This window comes from Actibacterium sp. (genome assembly GCF_041584535.1).
Classification (GTDB): Bacteria; Pseudomonadota; Alphaproteobacteria; order Rhodobacterales; family Rhodobacteraceae; genus Actibacterium_D.
The window spans coordinates 1-12096 of the sequence record NZ_JBFHDW010000044.1 but is presented as its reverse complement, the minus strand read 5'-3'; the positions used below and the strand labels follow the sequence as shown (position 1 = coordinate 12096).

Annotated in this window: 13 protein-coding genes; 8 read left to right on the top strand and 5 right to left on the bottom strand. The window is 63.1% G+C overall.

Features of this window, described 5'->3' with window-relative positions; all coding sequences use genetic code 11:
* A partial coding sequence (locus ABYW26_RS03770; RefSeq protein ID WP_372603460.1) for an L-threonylcarbamoyladenylate synthase occupies window positions 1–884 on the bottom strand: 884 nt, incomplete at its 3' end.
* A 163-nt stretch (window positions 885–1047) separates the two neighbouring features.
* On the opposite strand from ABYW26_RS03770, the gene ABYW26_RS03765 reads away from it, so the two are divergent.
* The 7 genes from ABYW26_RS03765 (at window position 1048) to ABYW26_RS03735 (ending at window position 6276) form a co-directional block, all read left to right on the top strand.
* Window positions 1048–2763, top strand: coding sequence for an acyl-CoA dehydrogenase (locus tag ABYW26_RS03765; protein WP_372603459.1), 1716 nt, complete (start codon window positions 1048–1050; stop codon window positions 2761–2763).
* The gene (locus ABYW26_RS03760; protein WP_372603458.1) at window positions 2763–3812 is read left to right on the top strand and encodes an MBL fold metallo-hydrolase; all 1050 of its coding nucleotides are present in this window, start codon (window positions 2763–2765) and stop codon (window positions 3810–3812) included. The genes ABYW26_RS03765 and ABYW26_RS03760 overlap by 1 nt, the downstream gene beginning before the upstream one ends.
* A gap of 4 nt (window positions 3813–3816) precedes the next feature.
* Window positions 3817–4272 carry a DUF6173 family protein gene (locus ABYW26_RS03755; RefSeq protein WP_372603457.1) on the top strand — a complete coding sequence of 152 codons (456 nt, stop codon included), beginning with the start codon at window positions 3817–3819 and terminating at the stop codon, window positions 4270–4272.
* Between the two features lie 86 nt (window positions 4273–4358).
* Complete coding sequence (locus tag ABYW26_RS03750) at window positions 4359–4493, top strand: aa3-type cytochrome c oxidase subunit IV (protein WP_372603456.1); 135 nt, start codon at window positions 4359–4361, stop codon at window positions 4491–4493.
* A gap of 50 nt (window positions 4494–4543) precedes the next feature.
* Window positions 4544–5149, top strand: coding sequence for a hypothetical protein (locus ABYW26_RS03745; protein WP_372603455.1), 606 nt, complete (start codon window positions 4544–4546; stop codon window positions 5147–5149).
* 39 nt (window positions 5150–5188) lie between these two features.
* Window positions 5189–5644 carry a YaiI/YqxD family protein gene (locus ABYW26_RS03740; protein ID WP_372603454.1) on the top strand — a complete coding sequence of 152 codons (456 nt, stop codon included), beginning with the start codon at window positions 5189–5191 and terminating at the stop codon, window positions 5642–5644.
* Window positions 5641–6276, top strand: a complete 636-nt coding sequence (locus ABYW26_RS03735; protein ID WP_372603453.1) for an HAD family hydrolase — start codon at window positions 5641–5643, stop codon at window positions 6274–6276. The genes ABYW26_RS03740 and ABYW26_RS03735 overlap by 4 nt, the downstream gene beginning before the upstream one ends.
* Here ABYW26_RS03735 and ABYW26_RS03730 read toward each other — a convergent pair.
* Window positions 6259–7497, bottom strand: coding sequence for an MFS transporter (locus tag ABYW26_RS03730; RefSeq protein ID WP_372603452.1), 1239 nt, complete (start codon window positions 7495–7497; stop codon window positions 6259–6261). The genes ABYW26_RS03735 and ABYW26_RS03730 overlap by 18 nt on opposite strands.
* 100 nt (window positions 7498–7597) lie before the next feature.
* Between ABYW26_RS03730 and zapE the strand changes: the two genes are divergently transcribed.
* Window positions 7598–8683 (top strand): cell division protein ZapE, encoded by a 1086-nt coding sequence (gene zapE, locus ABYW26_RS03725; protein WP_372603451.1) that lies wholly within the window; start codon window positions 7598–7600, stop codon window positions 8681–8683.
* Here the strand turns inward: zapE and ABYW26_RS03720 are convergent.
* From ABYW26_RS03720 to accD, 3 genes are all read right to left on the bottom strand, one after another.
* The gene (locus ABYW26_RS03720; RefSeq protein WP_372603450.1) at window positions 8680–9705 is read right to left on the bottom strand and encodes an LLM class flavin-dependent oxidoreductase; all 1026 of its coding nucleotides are present in this window, start codon (window positions 9703–9705) and stop codon (window positions 8680–8682) included. The two genes, zapE and ABYW26_RS03720, sit on opposite strands and share 4 nt — an antisense overlap.
* Window positions 9706–9789: 84 nt before the next feature.
* Window positions 9790–11028: a folylpolyglutamate synthase/dihydrofolate synthase family protein gene (locus ABYW26_RS03715; protein WP_372603461.1), complete on the bottom strand. Its 1239-nt coding sequence runs from the start codon at window positions 11026–11028 to the stop codon at window positions 9790–9792.
* A 39-nt stretch (window positions 11029–11067) separates the two neighbouring features.
* Entirely contained in the window at window positions 11068–11985 is a 918-nt protein-coding gene (gene accD, locus ABYW26_RS03710; RefSeq protein ID WP_372603449.1) for an acetyl-CoA carboxylase, carboxyltransferase subunit beta, read from the bottom strand.
* Window positions 11986–12096 lie beyond the last annotated feature (111 nt).

Genomic DNA, 12096 nt, shown 5'->3' with positions numbered 1-12096 from the left:
CGGTCGTTGATCGCGCGGCCCAGCCCGTGATCGGGGATCGGCGCAACGGCGATGGTTTGACCGGGGGCCGTGGCGGCATCAGCGGCGCGCAGGTGGTGAAACAGGTTCGCTGCCGCCTCGACCAGATCGCCGGTTGCCGACAGGGTCATCGGTGCGGCGGCGCAGCCCGGACCGAAGCCGATCCAGAATTCGTCCGGGGCCGGGGCGGTGACGTTCAGGCGCACCGGTGCGCCGGGGGCGTAATGCGAGCTTAACTGTCCCGGCGCGGTGATCGCCGCGCCCTCGTGCCGTGCGGTAAGCGGATGACCAAGGCAGTCCTCGATCGCTTCGGCAGGCAGGCCGCCGGGGCGCAGCAGCACCGCATCGCCGCACAGGCCGACGATGGTCGATTCCACCCCCACGGCGCAGGGACCGCCGTCGATCACCGCCTCGATCCGGCCTGCAAGACCGTCCAGCACATGCGCGGCTTCGGTCGGGCTGATCTTGCCCGACGGGTTGGCCGAGGGCGCTGCCACCGGGCCGTTGAACGCCGCCAGAATCTCATGCGCCAGCGGATGCGCCGGCACCCGGATCGCCACGCTGTCATTGCCCGCCGTCACCAAAGGCGACAGCCCGGATTCCACGCGCAGCGGCAGCACCAGCGTCAGCGGCCCCGGCCAAAACGCGCTGGCCAGCCGCTCGGCGCGGGGGTCGAATTCGGCATAGCGCCGCGCGGTGTCCAGATCGGGGACATGCACGATCAGCGGATTGAAATGCGGACGCCCCTTGGCCTCGAAAATCCGGGCGACGGCGCGATCGTTGCGGGCATCCCCGCCTAGGCCGTAAACCGTCTCGGTCGGCAGAGCGACCAAACCGCCTTGGCGCAGGATTTCGGCGGCCCGCATCACGCCATCCCGATTTGGCAACAAAATCTCGGTTTGTTTTGGTGCGACCATTTGACGTTGCGTTTGCCTTGAAGGGACTGTGCCGCTTATTACGCTGAACAATTGGGGATAGCCACATAGTTGCGCGTTTGTCGGGACACAAGCCGCGAAAAAGGAGGGACAAATGCCGTATCAGTCGCCTGTAGCGGACATCAAATTCATTTTCGATCATGTCGTCGGCTTGTCGCGGGTGGCCGATAGCGAGCTTTATGCCGAGGCCACCCCGGATGTGACCGACGCGATTCTGATCGAGGCTGGCCGTCTGTGTGACTCGGTTCTGGGGCCGCTTCAGCGTGCCGGTGACCTGATCCCCGCCAAGCTGGAAAACGGCAAGGTCCGCAGCACCCCCGGCTATGCCGAGGCATTTGCCCAGATCGCCGAGGGCGGCTGGATCGGCACCTCGGCTGACCCCGAATATGGCGGCATGGGTCTGCCGATTTCGCTGACGATGGCGCTGCATGAAATGCTCAGCGGCTCGTGCCTGTCTCTGCAACTGCACCCGCTGCTGACGCAGGGCCAGATCGACGCGCTGGAGCACCACGCCAGCGCCGAAATCAAGGACCTGTATCTGCCCAAGCTGATCTCGGGGGAATGGCACGGCACCATGAACCTGACCGAGCCGCAGGCCGGGTCGGACGTGGGCGCGGTTTCGACCAAGGCGACCGAGAACGGCGATGGCACTTTCGCGATCACCGGTCAGAAGATTTTCATCACCTGGGGCGACAGCGACTTTAACACCAACACCTGCCATCTTGTGTTGGCGCGCTTGCCCGATGGCGGCCCCGGCACCCGTGGCATCAGCCTGTTCATGGTGCCGAAATTCCTGCCGGACGAGAATGGCGCACCCGGCGTTGGCAACACGCTGGGCGTGGTCAGCATCGAACACAAGCTGGGCCTGCATGGCTCGCCCACCTGCGTGATGCAGTTCGACGGCGCCAAGGGCTGGCTGGTCGGCGAGCGCCACAAGGGCATGGCCGCGATGTTCACCATGATGAACGCCGCCCGCGTGGGCGTTGCGATGCAAGGCATCGGCACCGCCGAGGCGGCCTATCAGCACGCGCTGGCCTATGCGCTTGAGCGCAAGCAGGGCGCGACCCCGGTTGAAAACGGCACCGGCACGATCATCGACTTTCCCGATGTGCGGCGGATGCTGACCACGATGAAGGCCGAAATCTTTGCCGCGCGGTCGATTGCGCTGGCTTGTTCGGTGGCGATCGACATGGGGCGCGCGACCGGTGACGCCGATCACAAGGCACGGGCGGCATTGCTGACCCCGATCGCCAAGGCCTATTGCACCGACATGGCCTGCGAGGTTTCCAGCTTGGGCGTGCAGATTTTCGGCGGCATGGGCTTTGTCGAGGAATCCGGCGCCGCGCAATTCTATCGCGATGCGCGGATCACGCCGATCTACGAAGGCACCAACGGTATTCAGGCGATGGACCTTGTCGGCCGCACGATGATGGATGGCGGCGACGCGGCCTTCCGGATGTTGCAGGAAATTCAAGACAATGCCGAAGCCGCGCGCGGCACCATGCCCGATCTGGCGAACGAGGTCTGGGAAGCGGCGGAAAGCCTGCGCGAAGCGACCGAGACCCTTCCGACAATGGACATGAACGACCGCTTTTCCGGTGCCGTGCCCTATCTGCGGGCCTTTGCCCGGGTGCTGGGCGCGCATTTTCACCTGACCGCCGCCATGGCCGTCGGGGCCAAGGGGCCGCGGTGTGCGCTGGCCTCGTTCTTTATCCGCCGGTTGTTGCCGGAACACGGGCCGCTGCTGGTCGCCCTGCAAGAAGGCGCGGCAGGCCTTTATGCCCTTAGCCCCGAGGATCTGGCACGCTGATGAACAAAATGACCACTCTGCCGATCAAATACCCCTGGCATGACGCGCCCGAAGACGGCGCTGCCGTTGAGGTGGCAGAGGGTGTTCTGTGGATGCGGCTGCCGCTGCCGATGGCGCTGAATCACGTCAATATCTTTGCGCTGGATGACGGCGATGGATGGACGGTGATTGATACCGGCATGAACTCGCGCAAAAGCCGGGATATCTGGCTGGGCCTGATGGCCGGGCCGCTGGCGGGCAAGCCGATCCACCGGGTCGTGGTGACGCATCACCACCCCGATCACATTGGGCTGGCCGGTTGGCTGCAATCCGATTTCGGCGCTGAACTGGTCACCACCCGCACCGCATGGCTGATGGCGCGGATGCTGCATCTGGACGAACAGGATCGCCCGGCGAAGGAAACGCTGGACTATTGGCGCAGCGCCGGGATGGACCCTGATATCTATTCGCGGCGCGCGGCGGAACGGCCGTTCAACTTTGCCGATACGGTTGCGCCGATGCCGCTGGGCTTTACCCGGGTGAAAGAGGGCGACCGCATCCGCATGGGCGGCCGCGACTGGCAGGTGCATATCGGCAATGGCCATGCGCCCGAACACGCGACTTTCTGGTCTCAGGACTGTGAGCTGGTGATCGCGGGCGATCAGCTTTTGCCGTCGATTTCGTCCAATCTGGGGGTTTATGCCACCGAACCCGGCGCCGATCCGGTGGGTGAATGGCTGGAAAGTTGCGAAAAGTTCAAGGTCTTTGCCCGCGAGGATCATCTGGTTCTGCCGGGGCACAAGCTGCCTTATACCGGGTTGCCGGCGCGTCTGGGTCAGTTGATCGACAACCATCATCACGCGCTGGACCGGCTGGCCAAGTTCCTGACCACGCCGCGCACGGCGGCCGGCTGTTTCCAACCGCTGTTCAAGCGCGACATCGGCGAAGGCGAATATGGCCTTGCCCTGGTCGAGGCCGTTGGCCACCTGAACCATTTGCTGCATCTTGGGCAGGTCACCCGCACCCGGCGCAAGGATGGCGCGTGGCTGTGGCAATTGAAGGAGACCTGAGCGCATGGCAAAGCCGTCAAGAACCAACTTCGGCGATTGCCACGAGCCGCCACGGGCCAAGATCGCCCATGCCGATCCGGGGCCGCCCCTGACCGAGACCCTGCCGCTGCCCGAGGCGGTCACCCGCCGCCCTGTCGATGAGAAAAGCGCGGCGGAATGGGCCTATGAGCGGCTGATTCTCTATATCCGCAATTTCGAGGAATTGCTGGATTCGGAACATGAGGTGGCGATGGGATTCGCTGGCGGCGATGTCGGTATCCTGCGGATCGAGGGCGTCGGCTATTTCGACCCCGATATCATCACCTTTTACGGCAGCGACGATGACGGCGCCCGGACCCAGCTTATTCAGCATGTCAGCCAGTTGAACGTGCTGCTTCAGGCCATGCCCAAGGCACAGGACGCCCCCGAAGCCCGCCGCATAGGGTTTCGCCTGTTCGAAGATCTTGAACAGGAAGAGTGAGTTTTGCGGCAATCGGGATCGTGACAGCGGGTTTTTATTCCGCTATCTGGGGACAAACGCAGAGATTCAGGGAAAGGGAGACTCCCATGGCTGAACATAAACACGGCTCGATGGACATCACCACGCAGGAAAAAACCTTTGAAGGTTTCGTCAAGTTCTCGATGTGGGTGGCCGCGCTGTCCATTCTGGTGCTGATCTTCATGGCACTGGTGAACGTCTAAACTGTCGCGGGCGTTACGGCGCCCGCCCGTTTACGTGGTTGGTAAGTGTCATGCGTCGTTTCCTGCTATTGATTCTGGTTCCGCTGTTTCTGGCGGCCTGCACGGCCGAACCGACATGGGCGCCCGATGAACAGGTCAAAGCGGCCTTTTATCACCACCCCGGACCCCCGACGATCACGCTGTTCACGGCCGTCAACAACCGCACCAACAAGGGCGGTCACAGCGGCCTGATGATCAGCGGCAGCCAGCGCGTGGTGTTTGACCCGGCTGGAACGTGGTGGCACCGCACCGTGCCCGAACGCAACGATGTCCATTACGGCTTTACCCCGCTGATGGAGAAATTCTATATCGATTACCACGCCCGCGAGACCTATCGCGTGGTCGTGCAAAGCGTCGAGGTCTCGCCCGAGGTGGCCGAGCTGGCGCTGCAAATGGTCCAGCAGAACGGCGCGGTCAGCAAGGCCATGTGCGCCAATTCCACCAGCTCGATCTTGCGCAAGCTGCCCGGCTTTACCGGGATCGGCCAATCGTATTTCCCCAACCGGATCATGGATGACTTTGCCAAGCTGCCGGGGGCGACGATGCAGGTGATCTATGACAATGACAGCGACAACAATCAGGCGCTGCTCAGCAGCCAGCAATCCGGCAGCTATTGATCGCCGGGGCCAGACCCGGACGCGGCTGAAAGGACAGTGATGATCTATGTCGATGCCGACGCCTGCCCGGTCAAGACCGAGGTGGAAAAGGTCGCCACCCGTCGCCGCATCCCGGTGCGCATGGTTGCGAATGGCGGCTTGCGCCCGTCGCAAAACCCGCTGATTGAAATGGTCTATGTCCCCGAAGGCCCGGATGTCGCCGACATGTGGATCGCTGACCGCGCCGGGCGCGGCGACGTGGTGATCACCGGCGATATTCCTCTGGCCGCGAAATGCGTCGAGGCCGGGGCGCGGGTTCTGAAACATAACGGCGAGGCGCTGACGCAGGCCAATATCGGCAATGTTCTGGCCACGCGCGACCTGATGGCCGATCTGCGCGCTGCTGACCCGTTTCGGCAAGGCGGGGGCAAGGCCTTTGGCAAGGCCGACCGCTCGCGGTTTCTGGACGCGCTGGAGCGGGCGCTGACCGCCGCCGAACGCGACGGGGCGCAATGACCATTCAGGCGGTGATTTTCGACATCGGCAACGTGCTGATCGAATGGCAGCCCGAGCGTTATTATGACCGCATCATCGGCCCGGACCGCCGCCGCGACATGTTCGCCACCGTCGATCTGCACGGCATGAACGATGCCGTCGATCGCGGCGGAGATTTCACCCAGGTTATCTATGACACTGCCGACGCCTATCCCGAATGGCGCGCCGAAATCCGCATGTGGCGCGATAACTGGCTGGACCTGGCAACCCCGGTGATCGAGCATTCGGTGCATCTGATGCGGGCGTTGCAGGCGCGCGGGGTGCCGGTGTTCTCGCTGACCAATTTCGGCCGGGGCACTTATGAATTCGCCCGGCCGCATTTCCCGTTTCTGAACGAATTCGACCGGGATTACATCTCGGGGCATTTGGGCGTCATCAAGCCCGAGCCGCAGATCTATCAGATGGTCGAACAGGATTGCGGGCTTGCGCCCGGCCATCTGCTGTTCGCTGATGACCGGGCCGATAATATCGCCGCCGCGCAGGCGCGGGGCTGGCAGGTGCATCTGTTCGATGGCCCGCGCGGCTGGGCCGAGCGTCTGGTGGCCGAGGGCCTGCTGGACCGCGACGCCGCCGGGTTAGATGGCCAGTTCTAGCCGCCGCTCGCGGATCGGCAGATGCACAAGCGCCGAGAATGCTCCGACGCCGACGCCGACCCACCACACCAGATTGTAATTGCCGTTCAGGTCATACAACCGCCCGCCCAGCCAGACGCCGAAAAAGCTGCCGATCTGGTGGCTGAGAAACACGATCCCATACAGCGTGCCCATATAGCGCAGCCCGTAGATTTGCGCGACCAGCCCGCTGGTCAGCGGCACCGTGGCCAGCCACAGCGACCCCATCACCAGCGAGAACACCAATACTGTCGCCGGGGTAATCGGCAGCAGGATGAACGCGGCGGCGGCAATGGTGCGGGCAAGATAGATAAACGCCAGCAGGTTCTTTTTGGCATAGCGGTTGCCCAGCCAGCCTGCGGTGATGGTGCCGACGATATTCACCAGACCGATCACCGAAATCGCCACCGCCCCCAGCGCCGAGGTCGTGCCGATCCCCAGCCCGGCCAGAATGCCGTTCGGGTTGATCGCGCTGCACATCTCGGTAATCAGCGCCGGGAAATGCGCGGTGACAAAGCCCAACTGATAGCCGCAGGAAAAGAAGCCCAGAAAGATCAGCGTATAGGACGGGTCGCGCAGGGCCTGCATCAGGATCTGCCCCATGCCCGGCTCGTCGCCTTTGCGGGGGGCATGGGCCGGAATGCGCATCATCGGCAGCACGCACAGAACCGCCAGAATGGCGACGGCAAAGATCAGGAACACCGGCTCCCATCCGATCCGGTTGATCAGATATTCCGCGATCGGCGGCCCGAACACCTGACCGCCCGACCCGGCGGCAGTGGCGATGCCCATGCTCATCGAGCGGTTCTTGTCGCTTGAGGCCCGCCCGACCACGGCCAGAATGACCCCGAACCCGGTGCCGGCGATGCCAAAGCCGACAAGGATTTCCAGAAGCTGATGTTGCTCGGGCGTGACCGCATAGGATGACAGCACCAGACCGACCGCATAGAACAACGCGCCCAGAATGATCGCGCGGCGGTCGCCGAACCGTTCGGCAAAGGCGCTAAAGATCGGCGCTCCGATGCCCCATGCAAGGTTCTGGATGGCGATGGCAAAGGAAAACTCGGCCCGCGGCCAGCCAAAGGTTGAGGCCACGGGAATCTGGAACACGCCAAAGCTGGATCGGATCGACAGGCTGACAAGGATCACCAGACAGCTTGCGATCAGCACCGGCGTCAGCATTTTGGTGTTTGTGGTCGTCATGGGGTGGTCCTTGGCAAGCAAGCAGCGTGCGGCAGGAATTGCCGACTCTGAGCACGACATCATCTTTTCATATCTCAGAGACAGCTTTAAGGAATGATCTATGACGATGACGCTGCGACAGATTTACGATCACAAGGTCAGCGAGGGCGCTTTGCATGGCGATCCCGGCCAGCTGGCCGTGCTGGACCCTCTCGAATCGATCCGCGCCGGGCTGGAACAGGCCCAGCCGGAAAAGCGCGGGTTGTTCCGCCGCAAATCCGCGCAGCAGGCCGTGCCGGGTCTGTATATGTGGGGCGGTGTCGGGCGCGGTAAATCCATGCTGATGGACCTGTTCTTTGACAATGTCGCGATCACGGCCAAGCGCCGCGTGCACTTCCATGCTTTCATGCAAGAGGTCCACAGCCTGTTGCACAAGGTCCGCCAGCGCGGCGATCCCGACCCGCTGAAACAGGCGGCGGCCGAGATGGCGGGCGAATTGCGCCTGCTGTGTTTCGATGAAATGCAGATCACCGATATCACCGACGCGATGATCGTCGGGCGGCTGTTCGACCTGTTGTTCGCCAATGGCGTCTGCGTCGTCACCACCTCGAACCGGGTGCCGGACGATCTGTATAAGGACGGGCTTCAGCGCGAGCTGTTCCTGCCGTTCATCGCGCTGCTGAAACAGCGTTTGGGCGTGCATCATCTGGCCTCGCCCAATGATTACCGCCAGAACCGCCTGTCCGGGGCCGAGGTCTATTTCACCCCGGTTGACGCCGCCGCGCGCGAGGCGATTGGCGAAATCTGGAAGGATTTCACCAATGGCACCGGCGCGCCGCTGATCCTCAAGGTCAAAGGCCGCGACGTCGAAATCCCGCAGTTCCACAATGGTGTTGGCCGCGCCGCGTTCTGGGATCTGTGCGGCAAGATGATGGGGCCGGGCGATTATCTGGCGATTGCCGATGCAGTGAGGGTTCTGATCCTTGAGGACATCCCGCAACTGGGCCGCAGCAATTTCAACGAGGCCAAGCGATTCGTCACCCTGATTGATGCGCTTTACGAGGCCAAGGTGCGGCTGATCTGTTCCGCCGCCGCCCAGCCCGAGATGCTGTATCTGGAAGGCGCTGGTGCGTTTGAGTTCGAACGCACCGCCAGCCGCCTGCGCGAAATGCAGGACGCCAATTGGGGCCAGTCCGACCCGGCTTAACCGAGGATCTGGCGCACCTGCGGGATCACCTGCGTGCCGTAAAGCCGGATGCTGTTCATCAGCATCTCGTGCGGCATCGGCCCCGAGGCGTATTTCATCTCGAACCGCGACAGGCCCAGCGTTTTCGCGGTCTTGGCGATCTTGCGGGCCACGGTTTCGGGGCTGCCGACGAACAGCGCGCCGTGGTCGACTTCGTTCTCGAACGCATCGCGGCTTATCGGGCCCCAGCCACGTTCGCGCGCCAGACGGTCGTGCAGCGCCTTATAATAGGGCCAGAATTCGTCACGAGCCTGTGCATCGGTGTCACCGACATGGCCCGGCGAATGCACGCCCAAGGGCTGCGGTGTGCCGCCGATCTGTTTATAGGCGTCGAGATAAAGATCGACAAACGGCCGGAACCGCGCCGGATCGCCGCCAATGATCGCCAGCATCATCGGCATGTCATAGCGCACCGCGCGGACCACCGATTCCGGGCTGCCGCCAACGCCGATCCACGCCCGCAAACCGGCCTCGCCCAAGGGCGGATAGACTTGTTGACTGTTCAGCGGCCGCCGGGTCGAGCCGCTCCAAGTTACCGGCTGACCGGTCAATAGATTGGCGAACAGGTCCAGCTTTTCTTCGAACAGGGTCTCATAGTCCCGCAGATCAAAGCCGAACAGCGGGAAGGATTCGGTGAACGAGCCACGGCCCAGAATGACCTCGGCCCGGTCGCCGCACAGCGCGTTCAGGGTCGAGAACCGCTGAAACACCCGGATCGGATCGTCCGAGCTAAGCACCGTCACTGCCGTGCCAAGACGAATGCGCGCGGTCCGGGCGGCGATGGTGGCCAGCACCACCTCGGGCGAAGAAATGGCAAAATCGTCGCGGTGATGTTCGCCAAGACCGAAAAAGTCGATGCCGACCTGATCGGCCAGAATCCCTTGTTCGACCACATTGCACAGCACCGCGCGCTGAGAATGTTTTTCGCCTTTGGGGCCGAAGTTCACATCGCCAAACGTATCAAGGCCAAGTTCAAGGGTCATGCTGAGTATCCGCGTTAAGTTTCCCCTGTCTAACCTGTTGCCGCGCGCCGGGGAATTGCGCAAGGGCGCACAGTGTCTGTGAGCCTAGCCGTTCTGTTTCAGAACTTCACCCGCCAGATATAGCGAGCCACAGATCAGAATTCGGGCATTTGGCACCGCTGTGGCGATGTCAGCCACGGCGCTGGCGACGCTATCGGCAACCTGCGCCTGCAACCCGACCGCAGTTGCGGCGGCGGCGGTGTCGGCGGCGGGCAGGGTGGCCGGGGCGTTCGGGATCGACACCGCATGCAGGCTGTCGGCCAGCGCTGCCAATGGGCGCAGATAGCCAGCGATGTCCTTGGTGTTCAGCATGCCGCAAATCAGGTGCAGCGGTCGGGCGGGCAGGCGGGTCAGCGCCTCGGCCAGCGCCAGACCGGCGGCGGGGTTATGTCCGCCATCCAGCCACAGCTCGGCCCGGCCTGCGGTTTGGGTCAGCGGCCCGTGGCGCAGGCGCTGCATCCGGGCGGGCCATTCGGCGCGGGTGACGGCGGCCTCGCACGCGGCCTCGCCAAATCCCAGCGCCCGCAATGCGGCAATCGCGGCACCTGCATTCATCACCTGATGCGCGCCGATCAGAGTGGGCAGCGGCAGGTCCAACAGCCCGGTTTCGTCCTGATAGACCATGCGCCCGCGTTCTTCGAACACGTGCCAGTGCTGGCCATACACCAGCAAGGGCGCGCCAAGGCGGGCGGCGCAGGCCTCGATCACCTCAAGCGCCGCGTCGTCCTGAGGGCCGACGACGCAAGGCACCCCGCGTTTGATGATTCCGGCCTTTTCACCAGCGATTTCGCGCAGCGTGCTGCCAAGGAATTGCTCGTGGTCGATCGACACCGGGGTGATGATGGTCAGGGCTGGTTTCTCGATCACATTGGTGGCGTCCAGACGCCCGCCCAGTCCGACCTCAAGCAAGGTGTAATCGGCGGGGGTGCGGGCAAAGGTCAGCAGGGCCGCGACGGTGGTGATTTCGAAATAGGTGATCGCGTCGCCACCATTGGCGCGCTCGCATTCGTCCAGAATGGCGGTCAGGGCGTCCTCGGAAATCAGATCGCCCGCAAGGCGGATCCGCTCGTGAAACCGGGCAAGATGCGGCGAGGTATAGGCATGGACGCGCTTGCCCGATGCCTCAAGCCCGGCCCGGATCATCGCCTGCGTGCTGCCCTTGCCATTGGTGCCGGCGATGTGAATCACCGGCGGCAGGGCGCGCTCGGGATGATCCAGCGCCGCCAACAGCCGCCAGACCCGGTCCAGAACCAGATCAATCACCTTGGGATGAAGGGCCATCATCCGGTCAAGGATGATGTCACTGTTTTGCGGCGCCACGGCTTATTCGGCCGCCGGTCCGTTCAAGGTCGGGGTCGGCGAGGGCGCAGGCAGATTGCCTTTGATCGCCGGGGACAGGCCCAGCATCATCCGCAGAATAGTGATCAGCTCGTCCCGCAAATCGCCACGGGCGGTCACGCGGTCCAGCATACCGTGGTCCAGCAGGTATTCGGCGCGCTGAAAGCCCTCGGGCAGTTTTTCACGGATGGTTTGTTCGATCACACGCGGACCGGCGAAACAGATCAGGGCGTTCGGCTCGGCGATTTGCACGTCGCCCAGCATCGCATAGGACGCGGTGACGCCGCCGGTGGTCGGGTGGGTCAGCACGACGATATAAGGCAGGCCCGCCTCTTTCAGCATCTCGACCGCGACCGTGGTGCGGGGCATCTGCATCAGCGACAGGATACCTTCCTGCATCCGCGCCCCGCCAGCCGCTGAAAACAGCACCAGCGGACGCCCCAGCTTCACCGCGCGTTCAGCAGCGGCGACGATGGCATTGCCGACATACATGCCCATGGACCCGCCCATAAAGCGGAAATCCTGCGCGGCCGACACAATCGGCGTGCCGCCGATTTCGCCTTCGGCCACCAGCATGGCCTCGAATTCGCCGGTGCCCTTTTGCGCGGCCTTCATGCGCTCGGGGTATTTTTTCTGATCTTTAAAGTGCAGCGGATCAGCCAGCGGCGTCGGCACTTTCACCTCGGTGTAAACGCCTCCATCGAACAGCGCATCGAACCGCGCGCGCGGCGAGATCGGCATGTGATGGTTGCAGTTGGTGCAGACATTCTGGTTGTCGCTCAGTTCGCGGTGGAACAGCATGGTCCCGCATTCCTCGCACTTGCTCCACAGGTTCTCGGGAACCTCGCGGCGCGAAAAGAGCGAGTTGATTTTCGGGCGAACGTAGTTGGAAATCCAGTTCATATGGCTTGGCCTGTCGCTTTATTTCTGGTCCGAGATAATCTGGTGTGCCGCGAAATGCAATCTGACTAACGCGTCACGACATATCTAACAATGCGCCAGATGATGAGTGTT